Source organism: Microbacterium sp. As-52, assembly GCF_049949185.1.
GTDB lineage: Bacteria > Actinomycetota > Actinomycetes > Actinomycetales > Microbacteriaceae > Microbacterium > Microbacterium maritypicum_A.
Genome location: NZ_CP188171.1, coordinates 3,010,529 through 3,028,282, shown reverse-complemented (window position 1 = coordinate 3,028,282; position 17,754 = coordinate 3,010,529). Strand labels below are relative to the sequence as shown.

Genomic DNA, 17,754 nt, shown 5'->3' with positions numbered 1-17,754 from the left:
CCCACCGACAGAAGGAACCACGAAGACCATGACGACGCTGAACCCCGCCGACACCTCCACCTGGCTGCCGCTGGAGGGCCTCGCCCCCGGTTTCGACGCCAACAAGGCTCCGCACAGCACCGCCCTCAGCGGCCGCGAGATCACGGTCGTCGACGCCCGCGGCACCCGTATCGTCCACCGGTTCGCCGACGCCGCCGTGACCTGGGACTACCAGCCGGGCGCAGAGGACGCGACCGAGGCGGCATCCGACACCGACGACTACGAGGCCTTCGAAGTCGATGCGGACCTGTATTTCGTGCAGTTCCACCACCGGTACCTGCCGAACGAGGCCGTCTCGCTGATCCTCGACCTCCGTCACGGTCGTGCCCTCGCGGTGATCTCCGAGATCCTCGCCGCGCCCGAGAAGGGGCGCACCCGGGTGCAGCACCACTTCGCCCCCGGCGTGATCGAGGGCGCCGAGGTCTCGGGTGCCGAGGCTGCACCGACGACGACGCTCATCGGGCGCCGCGTCGAATGGGTCTACAGCACCGAGCACGCCTACGAGCACGTGTACCTCTCGCCGCGCTGGTACTCGTGGCAGTGCCTCGCCGGCCCCGAGCGCGGCCTCGCCGACACCGACGAGAACAGCGTCTGGGAGGTGCGGCCGGGTATCTACGTGTTCGCCTGGCGCGAGAAGGTGATCCCGTGCGCCTCGGTGACGATCGCCGATCATCGCGACGTCAACGCGATCCGCTCGCACGGCGTGCTGTTCGGCCTCGACGAGAGCGGTGAGGTGCCCACGCACTTCACCTTCGGTGCACACGGTCGGCTGCTCTCCACCACGCTGCACACGCCGGAGCTCGAACCCGCGACCTTCGGAGACCGCTGACATGAGCGACGTCGCCGACCTCATCGTCACCGGATCGGTGATCCGCACCGCCGACCGGGCGAACCCGATCGTCGAGGCCTTCGCGGTCCGCGACGGCAGGATCCTCGCGGTCGGGTCGCGCGCTGACCTCGAGTCGTTCCGCGGACGCCGGACGCAGCTGCTCGACGTCGGCGACGCCGCGGTGTACCCCGGTTTCGTCGATGTGCACAATCACCATGCCCTCGCCGGGCGCACCGAACTGTTCGAGCTGTCGCTGGCACCCTCGCTCACGCTCGACGAGATCCTCGACCGGGTGCGCGAGAAAGCGGCCACCCTGCCGACGGATGCGTGGATCGTGGGCGGAGCGGTCGCCACGACGTTGCTGCCGTCGCTCGCGAACACCGCGAGCCGACGGCTGCTCGATGACGCGGCCGGGGGCCGTCCGGTGGTCCTCATGGAGGACTCACGACACAACCGGTGGGCGAACAGCCGGGCGCTGGAGCTCGCGGGAATCACTGCGGACAGCATCCCCGAGGCGGGCGTCACGCTGCTCGATCCCGACGACGGCACCCCCACAGGAGTGCTGCTGGAGGCTGCGGGCATCCCGGTGCAGGAGGCATACGACCGCAGCGGCGGCCTCACTGCCGCACAGCACGCGGCCGCGTCGCGCCGCGGCGTCGAGATCCTCAACTCGTTCGGGATCACGACGTTCCAGGATGCGGGCGTGTCCGTCGAGATCCTCGAAGCCTTGGCTGCGCTCGACCGTGCCGACGAGCTCGATGCCTGGGTCGTGTCGTCGTTGCTGATCAACGACGAGATCTTCGGTTTCGACCCGATCGGCGAGCCGCTGCTCGACCGCGGCGAGGAGTTCCGCACCGCGCACCACCGCCCGGACTTCGTGAAGATCTTCCTCGACGGTGTCCCGCCCGCCCGCACGGCGTCGTTCCTCGAGCCGTATCTCGCGGACGCCGCGCACGGCGCGCACTTCCACGGCGAGACCACCATGACCCTGGACGAGCTCATCGGGTGGCTCCGCTCCGTGGCGCGGCGAGGTCTCGGCGCGAAGGTGCACTGCACGGGCGACGGCTCGGCACGCCTCGTGCTCGACGCGGCCGCGCAGCTGCGCGACGAGGGCTTCACCACCCCCATCCAGATCGCGCACGGGCAGTTCCTGGCCGAGTCGGACATCCCGCGACTGCAGGCTCTGGACGTCTCGGCCGACATCTCGCCGTTCATCTGGTATCCGGGTGTGATCCCGCAGGCGCTGGCCGAGGTTCTCGGCGAGCGCGCGGAGCATTCCCAGCCGAACCGGGCACTGATCGACGCGGGAGCCCGCGTCGCCGGCGGCTCGGACTGGCCCGTGAGCGAGTCTCCGAACACCCTCGAAGGTCTGCAGGGTCTCGTGACGAGAGCCGATCCGCTCGGCCGCGCACCCGGCACCCTGTGGCCCGAGCAGGCCATCACCGCCGAGGAGGCGTTGGAGGTCTTCACGATCAACGCCGCGACCGCGATGGGACTCGGCGACGAGACCGGCTCGCTGACCCCCGGCAAGTCGGCGGACTTCGTCGTGCTGGCCCGTGACGCGATCGCCGGCCCCGCCGAGGACATCGTGCGCACCGAGGTCATCTCGACGTGGTTCGCCGGACGTCGGGTGCACGGCGACTGAAAGGAAGAGGCGTCGACACCGGATCTGTCCGGCGCCAGCGCTCGTCCCTCAGCCCTCTTACCTCAGCCCTTTTACCTCAGCCCTCGAGCACGAAGCGGGCTCCACGTTCGCCGATCATCGCGGCGGGGGCGTTGGTGTTGCCGGTGGGCACGGTCGGCATGACCGAAGCATCGATCACTCGCAACCCTGCGATGCCGCGCACGCGCAGTTGCGGATCGACCACGGCCTGCGCATCCGTGCCCATGCGGCAGGTGCCGACCTGGTGGTGGTAGGTGATCGCGGTGCGGCGCACCCAGTCCTCCACTCCGGAGTCGGAGACCTCGGGGCCCGGGTACACCTCGACGGCGCCCCACTCCTCACCGAGGGCGGGGCGTGCTCCGATCCGACGGCACTGCCGCACGGATGCGGCCAGTGAGGCGACGTCGCGGTCGTCCTCCAGCGCCGCCAGGTCGATGGCCGGCAGGTCAGCGAGCGTCGCGCCGGTGAGTCGGAGAGTGCCGCGGCTGTGCGGCGTCACGAGGCCGGCCATGAGGGTGAATCCGTCGTCGCCACGGGGCTCGAGCTCGCCCCACATGGGCACCGAGAAGTTGATCGGCTGCGTGTCGGGCTCGGCGAGGTCGTCGCGGCTGCGCCAGAAGAGGTGCGTCTGCGTCACGGAGACTCCCGGTTGCGGAGGCCCGACCGGGCGCCGCGTGGTGAAGATCACCGGCGACAGGAGGTGGTCGTGGAGGTTCTGCCCGACACCGGGCGAGTCCTGCACGACCGGGATGCCGAGCGCGGTGAGGTCGGCTGCCGGACCGATGCCGGAGCGCAGCAGGATCACGGGCGACCCGATGGCACCGGCCGAGAGGATGACCTCGTCCGCGAGGACCTCTTCGGACTCCTCCCCCTCCCCCAGTCGCACACCGACGGCGCGGCCGTCGCGCACGATGACCGAATGGACTTCGCGTCCGGTGACGATCGTCAGCTTCTCCGCGACGGGTTGCGCGTACGCCGTCCAGGTGTTGGCCCGGCGGCCGTCGCGCATGGTGACCTGCTCCTGCGAGACTCCGTCGAGTGTGCCCGCGTTGTAGTCCGGGTTGTGCGTCAGTCCTTCCTGCACCGCGGCGTCGATGATCGAGGCCTGGATCGGCGAGAGCGGGTAGTCGTCGGTGACCGGCAGCAGGTCGTTCTCGATGGCCTCGTAGACGGGCTCGACCTCGGCCCAGCCCCAGCCGTGTGCGCCGGCGCGCTCCCACGCGTCGTAGTCTGAAGCGGCTCCGCGCACCCAGATCATGGCGTTGAGGGCGTGCGATCCCCCGGTGACCTTGCCGCGCGGCAGATGCAGCCGACGGCCGCCCGCGTGCGTCTGGGGGACGGTGAAGTAATCCCAGTCCTCTGCGGAGTGCCAGAGTTCGCCCGCGCGGGAGGGGTCGTGGATGGCCGGGTTGGTGTCGTACCCGCCGGCTTCGATGAGGGTCACTGCGACGCCCGCGTCCGTGAGACGACGCGCGACGATGGCTCCCGAGGTCCCGGCTCCGACGACGATGGCAGAGCGCACGGGTCAGGCCCTCCGGCCGGGGCCCGAGACGACCTGGGTGACGGCGACGGACTTGAGCCCCTCGACGCCGAACTCCAGCCCGTAGCCCGAACTCTTCACGCCGCCGAACGGCACCATCGGATGCAGTCCGCCGTGCGAGTTGATCCACACGGTGCCGGACTGCATCCGGGAGGCCGCATCACGCGCCGCCTCCGGGTCGCTCGACCAGACCGAGGCGCCCAGTCCCACGTCGAGGGAGTTGGCCAGCGCGAAGGCCTCGTCGATGTCGCTGTATCGGATCACCGGCAGTGCGGGACCGAACTGCTCTTCCTGCACGAGCGCCGCGTCGTTGTCGATGTCGGCGACGATGGTGGGGCGGTAGAAGAGCTCCCCGAGTTCGGGCGCCGACTCTCCGCCGGTGACGATGCGCGCACCGCGACGCCTGGCATCGTCGACCAGGCGGCTGACGATGTCGAACTGTGCGCGGTTCTGCAGCGGCCCCAGCACGTTGTTCTCGTCGAGTCCGTTGCCCATCGGCATGGAACCGGCGATCGATGCCAGTGCGTCGACGACCTCGTCGTACACCGAGTCGTGCACGTACAGGCGCTTCATCGCGGCGCAGGTCTGCCCGGTGTTGATGAAGGCTCCCCAGAAGAGGTCTTCGGCGATGGCCGCGACGTCGGTGCCGGGCAGCACGATGCCGGCGTCGTTGCCGCCGAGCTCGAGCGTCAGGCGCGCGAGGTTGCCGGCCGAACTCTCGATGATGCGGCGTCCGGTGGCGGTCGAACCGGTGAACATGATCTTCGCGATGTCCGGGTGAGAGGCGAGCCGCGCGCCGACCTCGCGGTCGCCGGAGACTCCGATCAAGACGTCGGCCGGGAGTACCTCGTTCATCACGGCGATCATCGCGAGCACGCTCAGGGGTGTGTACTCGCTCGGCTTCGCGACGACGGTGTTGCCCATCCGCAGGGAGGGGCCGATCTGCCAGATGCTGATCATGAGCGGCCAGTTCCACGGGCCGATGGCACCGACGACTCCGGCCGCCTTGTAGACGAGTTCGGCGTGCAGGGTCTCGTCGTCTACGAGGACCTGCGGCTCGATCGCCGTGGTGGCGTTGGTGCGCAGCCAGGCGGAACACGCGCCGAGCTCGAAGCGGGCGTTGGGACCGTTGAGCGGCTTCCCCTGCTCCCGGGAGAGCAGGTGGGCGAGGCCTTCGGCGTTGGCGTCGATGGCATCGGCAGCTGCGAGGAGAAGTGCGCTCCGCTTCTCGTGGCCGAGCGCCTCCCAGGCCGGTTGGGCGGCCTTCGCGCGAGCGATCGCATCGTCGAGGTCGTCGACCGACGCCACGGGGGCGCGCCCGATGACCTCACGGGTCGCGGCATCCGGGATGTCCCGGCCTGCGCCTTCCGGCGCCTGGATGCGGTCGAGCAGCGCAGCGGCTGCGGAAGCGGCGGAATCGGACATCGGGGACTCTCCTTCGAGCGTGGCGCGGGCCAGCGACAGTCGAGAAGCTGGTCGTCTTCTCATTGTCGACGGGCGTTCCTCACGGCGCTTGTCGCGGAGCGCGCCGCAGATGTCCGAGTGCGAAGGATGACACGATCGGGCTGACGCCGAGCCGCCGGCCTGATGCCGAGCCGCCGTGATCGTGCAGCGACACCGTCACGCGGCGATGTCGAAGCGTGCGCGCCCGCCGAGCCTCGGGGCCTGTTGCGGGTCGACGTATCGCGGCGGAATGAACCACACCCGCGCTCCACTCCCACTCCCGGCTCCGGTCCCGGTCCCACTCCCGGCTCCGGTCCCGGTCCCACTCCCGGTTCCGGTCCCGGTCCCACTCCCGGTTCTGGTTCCGGTCCCGGGAGCGTCGATGCGGATCTCCCACCCGTTGTCGTGGATGCGATGGTGACACGTCTCACACAGCAGCACCCCGTTGGAGAGATCGGTCGGCCCGCGATCGCGTGTCCACCAGCGGATGTGATGCGCCCTCGTCATCTCCGGCGGCAAACCGCACATCGCGCATCCCCCGTCACGCTCCACCAACGCCAGCCGTTGCGCCCGGGTGAACAACCGTTTCTCCCGCCCCCAATCGAGAACCTCACTGTCCCCACCGAGAACACACGGGATCACGCCACCCCCGGCCGCCATCCGCCGCGCCGCCCCGACACTGACCGGCTGATCCACACCATCCACGGTCGCCGACCCGGTCCCGGCCTCCAGATCATCGAGACCCACCCGCACGATCACCCTCGCACCCGCCACCGGAACCCGCCGCTCACACCCGAGCACATGCGCGCAGAACACCGAAAGAGCATCCGCCTGGATCATCGGCACCGTCCGCCGATCCCCATCAGGAGCGCCCGCATCGGGAGCATCCTTCCGCGCCGCGAACACCGCCGTCACGAACCCCCGGATCGCCGTCACCACCGGCGCCGCGGTCTCCACATCGAGCACCGCGTTCAGATGCACCATCCCGTCCCGCTCGAACAGCGACAACGCCCGCCTGCCACGGCGCTCGTCCTCACGCGGCTCCACCCCATCCGGGTCAAGCCACGCCTCCACCCGCACCACGAGCATGCGCACACCATCGAGCGCGAGCCCTGCCGCCTTCTCCACCAGCATCCGCTCCCCCTCAGCGATCCGCTCCACCCCCGCCACAACCCGGCACCGATCCAGCGCCGCGATGATCAAAGCCGCCGCCGGAGCCCCCAGCACCCCCGCATCCAACGCCGCACTCACCAACGGATACCTCGCCGGCAGACGCGCCCCCAGAAGATCACTCCGCGGCGCCGTCGCCTCACCCACCCTGACAAGACGCGACGCCTCACCCGTCGACACCCCCGTCGCGGCCGCGATCAACGTCGCCGGACTACGGAAACCCTGCTGCTTCGCCAGACTCCCCGCACCCAACTCCGCACGCGACTCCCGAGAGATACACGCCGCCACCGACACATGCACCGCATCCAACCGACGCCGCAACACCCCGATCGACGCACTCACCACGACCAACTGCTCCCGCGACAACTCCCCCGAATCCCCCACACCCGCCCACACCTCATCCAAGCGAGACATCGCCTCATGCAACGCGGTCAAATTCGACATACTCGATTTTACCGCGACCACCACCGACATTCGAAGCTATATTCGAATCCATGCCGGCATATCAGCGGTGACACGATCCCTCTCCTGTCCGACGTCGACAGCTCGCTCCCGTCCCGCTCTCGACCGCCATCGATTCCACACGCGCCGGGAATCCTGCACGCCGCCCTCGCGTTCTCCCCCTCGGACCCTCCACGAAAGGCCCCCGATGACAGATCGTCCTCGCCGTTCGGCATGGCCGCCCCTGCTGCTCGCGATCGGGCTGGAGGTCACCGCGACCCTCTCGCTGCGTGCGGCCGAGGGATTCACGCATCCGCTCTGGCTGATCGTCGTGGTTCTGGGCTACTCCGGCTCACTGTGGCTGCTGTCGGTGGTGCTCGATCGCGGCATGGCCGTCGGGGTCGCGTACGGCATCTGGTCGGCGATCGGAGTCGTGCTGACCGCTGTGCTCGGCACCGTGCTGTTCGGCGAGCTGCTGGGACCGGTGCAGATCGTCGGCGTCGGCGTGATCGTGGTCGGCGTGCTGCTCGTCGAACTCGGCTCCCACACGCGCGAGACCAGGGAGGTGGCGCCGTGACCTGGCTGCTCCTCTCCCTCGCGATCGTCAGCGAGGTCACCGCGACGTTGAGCCTGCGCGCATCCGAGGGTCTGCGCCGTCGCCGTTGGATCCCCGTGATCGTCGTCGGCTACGTCGCGGCGTTCACGCTGCTCGGCACGATCCTGGCGCTGGGGATGCCGGTGGGCGTCGCCTACGGAATCTGGGCCGCCGCCGGCGTCGCGTTGACCGCCGTGCTGGGACGGGTCATCTTCAAGGACCACTTCTCGGCGATGATGGCCGTCGGCGTCGCACTCATCGCCGTCGGGGTCGGGATGATCGAGTTCGGCGGCGGGCACTGACGATCGCCAGCGCCGCCGACTGATCGAGCGCCCCGCACCCCTCAGTACTGCGCCGAGAACGCGCCGTCGGACTTCAGCAGTTGCCCGGAGATCCAGCGCCCCTCGTCCGACACGAGGAACTCCACCACCGCAGCCACGTCCGCCGGCTGCCCGAGGCGCCCGAGGGGCGTCATCCCGGCCAGACCCGTGCGCGTCTCGTCGTCCATCCAGCCGGTGTCGATGGGGCCGGGGTTCAGCACGTTCGCCGAGATCCCGCGCGGACCGAGCTCGCGCGCCGCAGAGATCACGAGGCGGTCGAGGGCACCCTTGGATGCGCCGTACGGGAGGTTGCCGGTGACGTGGTCGCTGGTGAGCGCGAGGATCACTCCCCCATCGTCGCCGATCTGCCGCGCGAACGCGGCGATCAGCAGCAGAGTCGCCCGCGCGTTCACGGCGACGTGCAGGTCGAAGCTCTCGGCGGTCGTGTCGAGGATGCCCGACTCCACGTCGTGCGCATGGCTCAGGATGAGGGCGGTGATCGGTCCGTGCGCGGCGGTGACCTCGGCGATCAGCGCCTCCGGTCCCTCGTGCGTCGAGAGGTCGGCCGGGTGGTCGGCATCGTGCAGGTCGCTGGTGACGACGGTCCATCCGGCGGCGCGCAGTCGAGGGACGATGCCGGCGGCGATGCTGTCGGCACGGGCGGCACCGGTGATCAGAGCGAGAGGCATGTCGCCACGCTATCGGAACCCGGAACTCCCCTCACGTCGCCAGGCACATCAGGGCGACCCCGGCGGCCAGCGCCCACGATTCGGTCGCGACCATTCGCGCGGTGCGCCCGTGATGGACGGGCTCGACGAACCAGTCCGCCACGACGGTCCACAGCACCACGCCGATCACTCCGGCGACGATCACGACCGACAGCAGCCCCGAGAGACCTCCGTGACCTCCGTGCGCCCCCGCACCGGCCTCTGGAGCCTCGCCTGTCACCGCACTCTCGAACGAGCAGACGGCGACGAGCAGGGCGATGAGCGCACGGCGGAAGCACTCGCCGGCAGCCGAGGTTCCGCGCACCCCCACCGTGCCGAGCATGGCGGAGAGCAGAAGCACGGCCCCGAGCCCCAGACCGACCATCGGGGCATCTCCGGCGAGCGCGGCCACGAGCATCGCGGCCGCCATGACCAGCACGGCCTGTCGACCCTGCCACGGCACGGCGCGCCCCGCGATCAGCGAGGCCACCGCCGCGACGACGGCCGCACCGAAGAGCAACCAGGGCGCCACCGGAACGAGATCATCCACACCCGAATCCTATTGACGCAGGAGCACCCCAGGACCACGTCCGGCGTCCGGAATCAGCACCGCGCCCAGCGCCCGAGACGCAGGTGCGTGCTGAGATCAGGTGCGTATGAAGATCAGGCGAGTGCCGCGATCGCGTCGCGAAGGATGCCGTCGGCCTCGTCGAGGGCGGATGCCGCATCCTCGGGCGTCGCGTCGGCGGCGAGCATGAGGAGTGCGAGCTTGACCGAGCCGTCCGCCGCCTGCAGCGCCCCGGCCGCCTGATCGGTGTCGACGCCGGCGAGCTGCGACACCGTGCGGATGGAGCGGGCGTGGAGCTTCTCGTTCGTGGCCAGCAGGTCGACCATCACCCCTCGATATGTCTTGCCGAGGTTGATCATCGACAGCGTGGTGAGCATGTTGACGACGAGCTTCTGCGCGGTGCCCGACTTGAGCCGGGTGGATCCGGAGATGAACTCGGGACCGGTGACGACCTCGATCGCGATCTCGGCGGCCGCACCGATCTCGGAGTCGGCGTTCGAGGCGATCGCGACAGTGAAGGCGCCGACGCTGCGCGCGTAGGTCAGCCCTCCCACGACATAGGGGGTGCGGCCGGATGCCGAGATGCCGACCACCGTGTCGCTCTCCGAGAGTGCGAGCCTCCGCAGCGAAGCCTCCGCGGCGGTGTCGTCGTCTTCGGCGTTCTCCACGGCCGAGCGGATCGCGGTCTCTCCGCCGGCGATCAGACCGACCACCATCGAGGGATCGGTGCCGAAGGTCGGCGGGCACTCGCTCGCGTCGAGCACGCCGATACGGCCTGCCGTGCCGGCGCCGATGTAGATGAGGCGCCCCCCGCGCCGGAACCGCGCGGTGATGCCGTCGACGGCGGCCGCGATCTCCTCGGCGTGCTCGGCGACGGCCTCGGGCACCCGCCGGTCCTCGGCGTTCATGCGCCGGACGAGCTCAGCGGTGCCGAGCAGGTCGAGGTCGCCGCGCTCGGTCGTCGAGGCCTCGGTGTCGAGGCGGTCGAGCACGGAGAGGAGGGCGGCGAGGCGGGAATCGTCATTCGGCACGGTGGACGAACCTTTCGTGGGGGAGGTCGGTGCGGCGTGCGAGCAGCAGCGCACCGTCGAGGGCGTCACCGCGCGCGGGGACGACCCGACGCCCGGCAGCCTGCAGGGAGGAGGTGAGGCGCTCGCGGAACCACGAATGCGCGGTGAGTCCGCCATGGAGCACGACGTCGGCCGTGAGCGCGGACGCGGCGGACGCCGTCGCCGTGAGCAGTCGGATCCCCTCGGTGACGATCGCGCCGGCGACGACGTCGCCCGACTGCGCGGCGTCGAGGACGAGCGGGGCGAGCGTCGCGAGGCGCCGAGGGAGCGGACCGCCGACCGCGAGCCAGGACTGGATGTCGGTGACCGCGCCGACGGGCTCGGCGATGGCCTCGGTGAGCACTGTGTCCGGCACCAACCCGTCATCGGCGCGCAGCACCGCACGCAGCGCTTCGCGCCCGAGCCACGAACCGCTGCCGAAGTCGCCGAGTTCCGGCCCCCAGCCGTCGACGAGCCGTGCGTCGTCGGCGTCGATGCCGAGCGCCACCGCTCCGGTGCCCGCGATGAGGAGCACTCCCCCGGCCCCGTCGAGCGCACCTGCGTGGGCGGTGACCACGTCGGAGGCGACAGCGACTGCGGCACCGGTCGCGGCGGCGAGCCGAGAGGACAGCCCCTGCGCCGCATCCGGTGCCATCCAGGCTCCCGCGGCACCGACGCCGATCCGGTCGAGTCGCTCCCCCGCCAGGAGCGGGAGGATGGCGTCGAACGCGCTGGCCACCCCGCCTGCTGCGGCCAGGCCGGGAGCGCCGACACCGTCACGTTCGATCCGGCCCTCGGCGTCGGAGACCAGGACACGACACCGCGACTTGCCGAGATCGACGGAGGCGCTCTTCTGCACGCTCATCGGCTCTCCTCGGATCGGCGGAAAAAGGCTATGAAAAGAGACTACATGCGAAGTAGACTCTGCAAAAAGAATTTTCACCGCACCGGCGGCACCGCACGATGGAGGACCGATGAGCATCCAGTCGACGATCGAAGCCGCGGCTTCCACGCTCACGCCGTCGCTCGCCCGCATCGCGCTGGTCGTCCGGGAGAACCCCTCGGTCGTGATCGACAACACGATCAACGAGCTGGCCGCGGAATGCGAGACCTCGGTCGCGTCGGTCGTGCGCTTCTGCCGCGCCATCGGCTTCAGCGGCTACGCGCCGCTGCGCATGGCCCTGGCCGCCGAGCTCGGCAAGGAGGCGGCGCAGTTCTCGGCACGCGGAGCCTACGGCTCGGAGATCTCCGACGACGACACCCTGCAGGAGGCGGTGTCGAAGGTCGCGGCTCTCGAACTGCTGGCGATCGAGGAGACCGTCGCCCGTCTCGACTTCGCCGTGCTCGAAGCCGCGGTCGATGCGCTCGACCGCGCCGACCGCATCCTCCTCTACGGGCTCGGCGCCAGTCGGTTCGTGGCCGAAGACCTCACCCACAAACTCCTGCGCGTCGGTCGGAACGCGCACATGCCGGCAGACCCGCACGAAGCCGTGGCCGTCTCGGTGCTGCCCACCGCTCTGACCGTCGCGATCGGCTTCTCCCATTCGGGGTCCACGCTCGAGACGGTGCGCTTCCTGGAGACCGCACGCGCCAGCGGTGCCGCCACGATTGCTGTCACCTCGGCCAAGGATTCTGCCCTCGCGCGTGCGGCCGATCACCCGCTCTTCACCGAGGTGCGCGAATCGACCTTCCGCGCCGGTGCCATGGTGAGCCGCATCGCCCAACTCACGCTCGTGGACTGCCTGTTCATCGGCGTCGCGAAGCGTCGATACACCGAGACCGTCGATGCTCTGCAGCGCACGGGCCAGGCCACCCGCGCCCTTCGCGGCTGAGGAAGGCGGCGGACGGACCACGCCGGTGCCGAACGCGAGCGAGCCGCCCCGACCCGAAGGTCAGGACGGCTCGCCGTTCCACGACGGTGAGCGTCGTGAAGAGGGTGCGTGTTACTGGTACGACTTCACGATCTCGAGGAGGCTCGGGACGTTGGCGTAGGCCTCAGCCGCGTTCTCCTTCGTGACGATGATCGGGTCGAGCAGGTAGGCCGGAACGACCTTCACGCCGTTGTCGTACTGCTCGGTGTCGTTGACGTCGACCTTCTCACCCTTCTGCAGCTGGCCGACCATCTTGATCGACTGCTCGACGAGGAGCGTGGTGTCCTTGTTGATCGTGGAGTACTGCACACCCTCCATGATCGACTTGACCGACTCGACCTCGGAGTCCTGACCCGTGACCACCGGGACCGGCTTGCCCGCACCCTGCACCGAGGTGATGATGGCGCGAGCGAGGGTGTCGTTCGGGGACAGGACGCCGTCCAGCGTCTCGGAGCTGTACGTCGACGTCAGGATCGAGTCCATGCGGCGCTGAGCGTTCTCCGCCTTCCAGCCCTCGGTCGCCGTCTGGGCGATCTCGGTCTGACCGGACACGACCTTCAGCGTGCCGTCGTCGATCTTCGGCTGCAGCACGTCCATCGCACCGTTGAAGAACACGGCCGAGTTCGCGTCATCGGGCGAGCCCGAGAACAGCTCGATGTTGTACGGAGCTTCATGACCCGCGCGCTCGGCGAGCCCGTCGAGCAGAGCCTGGCCCTGCAGCTGACCGACCTTGAAGTTGTCGAACGCGACGTAGTAGTCGACGGCCTCCGTGTTCTCGATCAGACGGTCGTACGCGATGACGGTGACGCCGGCGTCACGAGCGGCCTCGACCTGGGTGGCGAGCTGCTTGCCGTCCTTCGCACCGATGATGATGACCTTGGCGCCACCGGTGACCATCGCCTGGATCTGGTTCTGCTGCTCGGCGACCGTGTTGCTGGCCGGCGCGTACTGCACGTCAGCCTTGAACCCGGCCTTCTCCAGGCCGTCCGTGAACAGCTGACCGGCGAGGACCCAGTTCTCCGAGGTCTTGTCCGGAAGGGCGACGCCGATCGTGGCATCGGCGGCGAAGCCCTTGGCCTCGTCCCCCGATCCGGAACCGGTGTCACCGCCGCGCTCCGAGGAGCAGCCGGTGAGGGCGAAGGCGCCCGCGACGACAAGCGCTGTCGCCGACAGAAGAATCTTCTTCATGTGATCTCTTTCTCTGGTGTGTGAAGGTCCAGGTGCGCGTGCGGTACGCGCCTGGGCCCCTACTATCCGCGCGTCTCTTCGACGGCGGGGGCTTCGTACTTCTGGCTCGTGGGGTAGTTCGTCTTGGTCGGATCGAACGTGTCGGTCGCCGGGTCCTGCTTGCGGCCGAAGCGACGCGTGAGGAATCCGATGATCGACGGGCGGCCCTGCTGCTTGTTCCAGACGTCGACCCCGACGGCGAACAGGAGCACGAGGCCCTTGATCATGGAGACCACGTCGGCTCCGGCGCCCAGGAGGGCGAGGCCGTTGTTGAGGAACGCCATCACGAGACCACCGATGATCGACCCGATCACGGTTCCGATACCGCCCGAGACGGCGGCGCCACCGATGAACACCGACGCGATCGCGTCGAGCTCCCAGCCGTTGCCGTCCTGCGGACCCGATGCCGTCGCCCTGGCGACGTAGATCATGCCGGCCAACGAGGCGAGCACGGACATGTTCATCATCACGAAGAAGTCGACCCAGCGGTCCTTCACACCCGACAGTCGCGCGGCCTGCCGGTTGCCGCCGACCGCGTAGATGTGGCGACCGAAGACGGTGTTGTTCGTGATGAACGAGTAGAGGATGACGAGGGCCAGCAGGATGATGCCCGAGATCGGGAAGCTGGTCCCCTCGCGCCCGGTGGCGAACAGCCAACCGGCGACGAGGATCACGACCGAGATGAGCACGACCTTGGTGACGCTCACCCAGAGCGGCGCCATGTCGGCGCCCATCTTGTGCTGGATGCGACGGGTGCGGATCTCCCAGAACACGATCCACGCGACGCCGGCGAGAGCGAGGAGCATGGTGAAGACGTTGAAGGGCACCGGGATGAACGACAGCTCGGGAAGGTATCCCGCGCCGATGACCTTGAAGCCCTGCGGCACCGGAATCGACAGCGAGTCGCCCACCGCCTGGTTCGCCCCTCGGAAGAACAGCATGCCGGCCAGCGTCACGATGAACGCCGGCACCCCGACGTAGGCGACCCAGAATCCCTGCCAGGCACCGACCAGCACGCCGACACCGAGACCGAGGAGGACGCCCAACGGCCAGGGGAGGTTCCAGTCCTGCATGGCCTTGGCCACGACGATGCCCGTGAACGCGGCGACGGATCCGACGGAGAGGTCGATGTGACCCATGATGATGACCATCACCATGCCGATGGCCAGGATCAGGATGTACGAGTACTGGTTGACGACGTTGATCAGGTTGCCGGAGGACAGCGTCAGTCCGGTGCCCTTGAAGATCCACGTCAGCACCTGGAAGACGACCAGGATCACGACCAGGCTGCCGAGGATGCCGAACTGACGGAGGGTCGACTGCCCTCCCCCGAACATCTTCGTGATGTCCTTGAAGTGGAAGCCGCGCTTCGTTGCGGTGGTGTCGGTGGTCATGCGGATGCTTTCTGGGTCGCGGAGGTCATGCTGCGCATGAGGTCCTCAGGTGTCGCCTGGTCGGCCGGGATGCAGTCGGTGACCCGACCTTCGAAGACGGTGTAGATGCGGTCGGAGATGCCGAGGAGTTCGGGGAGCTCGCTGGAGATGACGATGACGCCCTTGCCCTGAGCCGCGAGTTCGTTGATGATCGCGTAGATCTCGTACTTCGCACCGACGTCGATGCCACGCGTGGGCTCGTCGAGGATGAGCAGGTCGGGGTCGGTGAACATCCACTTCGCCAGCACGACCTTCTGCTGGTTCCCACCGGACAGCTTGCCGACGCCCTCTTCGACGGAGGGCGTCTTGATGCGTAGCGCCTTGCGATAGCGCTCAGCCACCGAGAACTCCTCACGGGAGTCGACGACGCCGTTGTGCGCGATCTTCGAGAGCTTCGCCGCGACGATGGACCGCTTGATCGTGTCGAGCAGGTTGAGTCCGAGCACCTTGCGGTCCTCGCTGACGTACGCGAGCCCGTGCTTGATCGCCGAGGCGACGTCGTGCAGGGCGACCTCCTGGCCGTCCTTGATCAGGGTGCCGGAGAGGAAGGTGCCGTAGGAGCGCCCGAAGATGCTCATCGCGAACTCGGTGCGCCCCGCACCCATGAGACCGGCGATGCCGACGACCTCGCCGCGGCGCACGTTGATGTTCGAGCCCTTCACGACCATGCGCTCCGGCACGGTCGGGTGCTGCACCCACCAGTCCTTGACCTCGAAGAACACCTCGCCGATCTCGGGGGTGCGATCCGGGTAGCGGCTCTCGAGCGAACGACCGACCATGCCGCGGATGATGCGATCCTCGTTGATCTCCCCGCGTGAGATGTCGAGCGTCTCGACCGTGCGGCCGTCTCGGATGATCGTGATCTCGTCGGCGATCTGCTCGATCTCGTTGAGCTTGTGGCTGATCATGATCGACGCGATGCCCTTGGCCTTCAGCCCCAGGATCAGGTCGAGCAGGTGCTGCGAGTCGTTCTCGTTGAGGGCAGCGGTCGGCTCGTCGAGGATGAGCAGCTTGACGTCCTTGTTCAGCGCCTTGGCGATCTCGATGAGCTGCTGCTTGCCGACGCCGAGGGTCTTGATCGGCACGTCGGGGTCTTCGCTCAGCCCGACGCGGGCGAGGAGCTCGATGGCCCGCTCCTTCTGAGCCGTCCAGTCGATGCGTCCGCCGCGCTGGATCTCGTTGCCGAGGAAGATGTTCTCGGTGACCGAGAGTTCGGGGATGAGCGCGAGCTCCTGGTGGATGATCGCGATACCCGCCTGCTCGCTGGCCGCGATGTCCCTGAACCGCTGCTCCTCACCGTAGAGCAGGATCTCGCCGTCGTAGGTTCCGTAGGGGTAGACCCCGGACAGAACCTTCATCAGGGTCGACTTCCCGGCGCCGTTCTCCCCGCAGATCGCGTGGATCTCGCCGGCGCGGACGGTGATGGAGACGTCGGCCAACGCCTTGACCCCCGGGAACTCCTTGGTGATGCTGCGCATCTCCAAGATGGGGCCTGACACGGTAGGCAACGTTGCTGTGGTGCTCACGGATCTTCCTCGCGACGTGCGGTCACCTTCGATGTGACCGTTCACATCGGTATATCGTCGTCTTCCGTGGGACCGGTGTCAAGTCGGCACCGGCAATTCGAATCCGGACCGTGACACTGTTGCTGCCGGCGCCATCTCGATCCACCATGCGACGGCACGGATCGAAAGGATTCGATGAATTCGAGCGGCGCGCCAGCGCTGCACGGAACGCGTCAGCGGATCGCGGCGGACTCGCGCGCGCGCAGGATCGTCTGCAGCGGCCCGAACGTCGGCGGCTGCTCCCCCCGGATCTGCGCGAGCAGGATGCGCACTGCTCGACGACCGAGCTCGGGGAAGTCCTGGTGCACGGTGCTGAGCGTGGGAGCAACGTGCGCCGCGACCGGGATGTCGTCGAAGCCGATGACGCTCACATCGTGCGGCACCCGCACACCGGAATCACGGAAACCGTGCATCAGCCCGATCGCCATCAGATCGTTCGCGGCGAACACCGCAGTGAAGTCACGCCGGAGCGACAGCTCCTTGCCGGCGAAGTAACCGAAGTCGGCCGTCCAGTCGCCGCGGATCGGCGGGAACGTCGGCAGATCGGCCTCGCGCAGACCGTCGAGATAGCCGCGCATGCGCGACTCCGCCTCGATCCAGTCCTGGGGACCAGCCAGGTGCAGGATGTCGCTGTGACCGAGCGAGATCAGGTGCTCGGTCGCCGCTTTGGCACCCGCGACCTGATCGGCGGACAGGCTCACGCCATCGGAACCCGAAGCCGTCTGCAGGGTCACGAACGGCATGTCGACCGACATGCCGCGCAGCACATGGAACACCCGCACCTGCGGGGCGAGCACCACGATGCCGTCGGCCTGCTCACGCGACAGCTGCCGCACCGCATGGCCGATGGCTTCCGGTGTCGTGTCGGCGAGGTTCAGGGTCGAGACCGAATAGCCCTCCTCCCGCGCCGCATCTTCGATGCCGGCGATGGACGAGGTGGGTCCGAACTCGCCGATCGTCGCGGACAGGATGCCCAGCATGTTCGACTTGCTGGTGACCAGGGCGCGCGCGGCGAGGTTCGGCCGGTAGTCGAGGACCGAGATGGCATCGAGCACCTTGGCCTTCGTCTCGGGCCGGATGCTCGGATGATCGTTGAGCACGCGGGACACGGTCTGATGCGAGACACCGGCGAGGCGGGCGACGTCGCGAATGCTCGGCAGGCGGGCGCGCTCGGAGGCGGTGGACATCACTTGCCTCCTTGCGTGTGCACGGTCACATCCCCACTACATTATGTCGGTCGACGCCGGTGCGTGCACCTCTCGACGGCGGGACCATCGCCGAACGGCTTGTGCCC

At 68.6% G+C, this 17,754-nt stretch carries 15 protein-coding genes and 1 pseudogene; 5 read left to right on the top strand and 11 right to left on the bottom strand.

The window, feature by feature from the left end:
- The first annotated feature begins 28 nt into the window (after positions 1 to 28).
- Both ACLFA2_RS14665 and ACLFA2_RS14660 read left to right on the top strand, forming a co-directional pair.
- Positions 29 to 868 carry a molybdenum cofactor biosynthesis F family protein gene (locus tag ACLFA2_RS14665; protein ID WP_426621547.1) on the top strand — a complete coding sequence of 280 codons (840 nt, stop codon included), beginning with the start codon at positions 29 to 31 and terminating at the stop codon, positions 866 to 868.
- 1 nt (position 869) lies between these two features.
- Positions 870 to 2,513 carry an amidohydrolase gene (locus ACLFA2_RS14660; RefSeq protein ID WP_426621546.1) on the top strand — a complete coding sequence of 548 codons (1,644 nt, stop codon included), beginning with the start codon at positions 870 to 872 and terminating at the stop codon, positions 2,511 to 2,513.
- A 76-nt stretch (positions 2,514 to 2,589) separates the two neighbouring features.
- On the opposite strand, the gene ACLFA2_RS14655 is transcribed toward ACLFA2_RS14660, so the two are convergent.
- The 3 genes from ACLFA2_RS14655 to ACLFA2_RS14645 form a co-directional block, all read right to left on the bottom strand.
- Positions 2,590 to 4,053, bottom strand: a complete 1,464-nt coding sequence (locus tag ACLFA2_RS14655; RefSeq protein ID WP_426621545.1) for a GMC family oxidoreductase — start codon at positions 4,051 to 4,053, stop codon at positions 2,590 to 2,592.
- 3 nt (positions 4,054 to 4,056) lie between these two features.
- Positions 4,057 to 5,496, bottom strand: coding sequence for an aldehyde dehydrogenase family protein (locus tag ACLFA2_RS14650; RefSeq protein ID WP_021200031.1), 1,440 nt, complete (start codon positions 5,494 to 5,496; stop codon positions 4,057 to 4,059).
- A gap of 195 nt (positions 5,497 to 5,691) precedes the next feature.
- A complete protein-coding gene (locus tag ACLFA2_RS14645) occupies positions 5,692 to 7,098 on the bottom strand; it encodes a DUF222 domain-containing protein (protein ID WP_426621544.1) in 1,407 nt (468 codons plus the stop codon).
- 235 nt (positions 7,099 to 7,333) lie between these two features.
- Between ACLFA2_RS14645 and ACLFA2_RS14640 the strand changes: the two genes are divergently transcribed.
- Complete coding sequence (locus ACLFA2_RS14640; RefSeq protein WP_347123094.1) at positions 7,334 to 7,702, top strand: multidrug efflux SMR transporter; 369 nt, start codon at positions 7,334 to 7,336, stop codon at positions 7,700 to 7,702.
- Positions 7,699 to 8,022, top strand: a complete 324-nt coding sequence (locus tag ACLFA2_RS14635; RefSeq protein ID WP_021199874.1) for a DMT family transporter — start codon at positions 7,699 to 7,701, stop codon at positions 8,020 to 8,022. Before ACLFA2_RS14640 ends, ACLFA2_RS14635 begins: the two co-directional genes overlap by 4 nt.
- 41 nt (positions 8,023 to 8,063) lie before the next feature.
- Here the strand turns inward: ACLFA2_RS14635 and ACLFA2_RS14630 are convergent, their stop codons facing one another.
- The 4 genes from ACLFA2_RS14630 to ACLFA2_RS14615 all read right to left on the bottom strand — a co-directional run bounded on the left by ACLFA2_RS14630 (position 8,064) and on the right by ACLFA2_RS14615 (position 11,229).
- Positions 8,064 to 8,729 carry an SDR family oxidoreductase gene (locus tag ACLFA2_RS14630; protein WP_021199875.1) on the bottom strand — a complete coding sequence of 222 codons (666 nt, stop codon included), beginning with the start codon at positions 8,727 to 8,729 and terminating at the stop codon, positions 8,064 to 8,066.
- Positions 8,730 to 8,760: 31 nt separating this feature from the next.
- Positions 8,761 to 9,297, bottom strand: coding sequence for a hypothetical protein (locus ACLFA2_RS14625; protein WP_426621543.1), 537 nt, complete (start codon positions 9,295 to 9,297; stop codon positions 8,761 to 8,763).
- 113 nt (positions 9,298 to 9,410) lie between these two features.
- Positions 9,411 to 10,346, bottom strand: coding sequence for an N-acetylmuramic acid 6-phosphate etherase (gene murQ / locus ACLFA2_RS14620; RefSeq protein WP_029259632.1), 936 nt, complete (start codon positions 10,344 to 10,346; stop codon positions 9,411 to 9,413).
- Positions 10,336 to 11,229 carry an N-acetylglucosamine kinase gene (locus ACLFA2_RS14615; RefSeq protein WP_347123099.1) on the bottom strand — a complete coding sequence of 298 codons (894 nt, stop codon included), beginning with the start codon at positions 11,227 to 11,229 and terminating at the stop codon, positions 10,336 to 10,338. The genes murQ and ACLFA2_RS14615 overlap by 11 nt, the downstream gene beginning before the upstream one ends.
- A gap of 109 nt (positions 11,230 to 11,338) precedes the next feature.
- Between ACLFA2_RS14615 and ACLFA2_RS14610 the strand changes: the two genes are divergently transcribed.
- On the top strand, positions 11,339 to 12,196 hold the full coding sequence (locus ACLFA2_RS14610; protein WP_021199879.1) for a MurR/RpiR family transcriptional regulator: 858 nt from the start codon (positions 11,339 to 11,341) through the stop codon (positions 12,194 to 12,196).
- 111 nt (positions 12,197 to 12,307) lie between these two features.
- Here the strand turns inward: ACLFA2_RS14610 and ACLFA2_RS14605 are convergent, their stop codons facing one another.
- From ACLFA2_RS14605 to ACLFA2_RS14590, 4 genes and pseudogenes are all read right to left on the bottom strand, one after another.
- Positions 12,308 to 13,423, bottom strand: a complete 1,116-nt coding sequence (locus ACLFA2_RS14605; RefSeq protein WP_021199880.1) for a sugar-binding protein — start codon at positions 13,421 to 13,423, stop codon at positions 12,308 to 12,310.
- 62 nt (positions 13,424 to 13,485) lie between these two features.
- Positions 13,486 to 14,856 (bottom strand): multiple monosaccharide ABC transporter permease, encoded by a 1,371-nt coding sequence (gene mmsB, locus ACLFA2_RS14600; protein ID WP_426621542.1) that lies wholly within the window; start codon positions 14,854 to 14,856, stop codon positions 13,486 to 13,488.
- Positions 14,853 to 16,334 (bottom strand): annotated as a pseudogene (gene mmsA, locus ACLFA2_RS14595) (multiple monosaccharide ABC transporter ATP-binding protein); the annotation flags it as partial. The pseudogene mmsA and the gene mmsB, both read right to left, overlap by 4 nt.
- A gap of 299 nt (positions 16,335 to 16,633) precedes the next feature.
- Complete coding sequence (locus ACLFA2_RS14590; protein WP_021199883.1) at positions 16,634 to 17,647, bottom strand: LacI family DNA-binding transcriptional regulator; 1,014 nt, start codon at positions 17,645 to 17,647, stop codon at positions 16,634 to 16,636.
- Between the last annotated feature and the right edge of the window lie 107 nt (positions 17,648 to 17,754).

Excerpts from the sequence above, each read along its gene's own strand:
- ACLFA2_RS14615 (WP_347123099.1), bottom strand. The coding sequence starts at position 11,229 with ATGAGCGTGCAGAAGAGCGCCTCCGTCGATCTCGGCAAGTCGCGGTGT.
- ACLFA2_RS14590 (WP_021199883.1), bottom strand. The coding sequence starts at position 17,647 with ATGTCCACCGCCTCCGAGCGCGCCCGCCTGCCGAGCATTCGCGACGTC.
- ACLFA2_RS14605 (WP_021199880.1), bottom strand. The coding sequence starts at position 13,423 with ATGAAGAAGATTCTTCTGTCGGCGACAGCGCTTGTCGTCGCGGGCGCC.
- ACLFA2_RS14630 (WP_021199875.1), bottom strand. The coding sequence starts at position 8,729 with ATGCCTCTCGCTCTGATCACCGGTGCCGCCCGTGCCGACAGCATCGCC.
- ACLFA2_RS14645 (WP_426621544.1), bottom strand. The coding sequence starts at position 7,098 with ATGTCTCGCTTGGATGAGGTGTGGGCGGGTGTGGGGGATTCGGGGGAG.
- ACLFA2_RS14650 (WP_021200031.1), bottom strand. The coding sequence starts at position 5,496 with ATGTCCGATTCCGCCGCTTCCGCAGCCGCTGCGCTGCTCGACCGCATC.
- ACLFA2_RS14660 (WP_426621546.1), top strand. The coding sequence starts at position 870 with ATGAGCGACGTCGCCGACCTCATCGTCACCGGATCGGTGATCCGCACC.
- ACLFA2_RS14610 (WP_021199879.1), top strand. The coding sequence starts at position 11,339 with ATGAGCATCCAGTCGACGATCGAAGCCGCGGCTTCCACGCTCACGCCG.
- mmsB (WP_426621542.1), bottom strand. The coding sequence starts at position 14,856 with ATGACCACCGACACCACCGCAACGAAGCGCGGCTTCCACTTCAAGGAC.
- ACLFA2_RS14665 (WP_426621547.1), top strand. The coding sequence starts at position 29 with ATGACGACGCTGAACCCCGCCGACACCTCCACCTGGCTGCCGCTGGAG.
- ACLFA2_RS14640 (WP_347123094.1), top strand. The coding sequence starts at position 7,334 with ATGACAGATCGTCCTCGCCGTTCGGCATGGCCGCCCCTGCTGCTCGCG.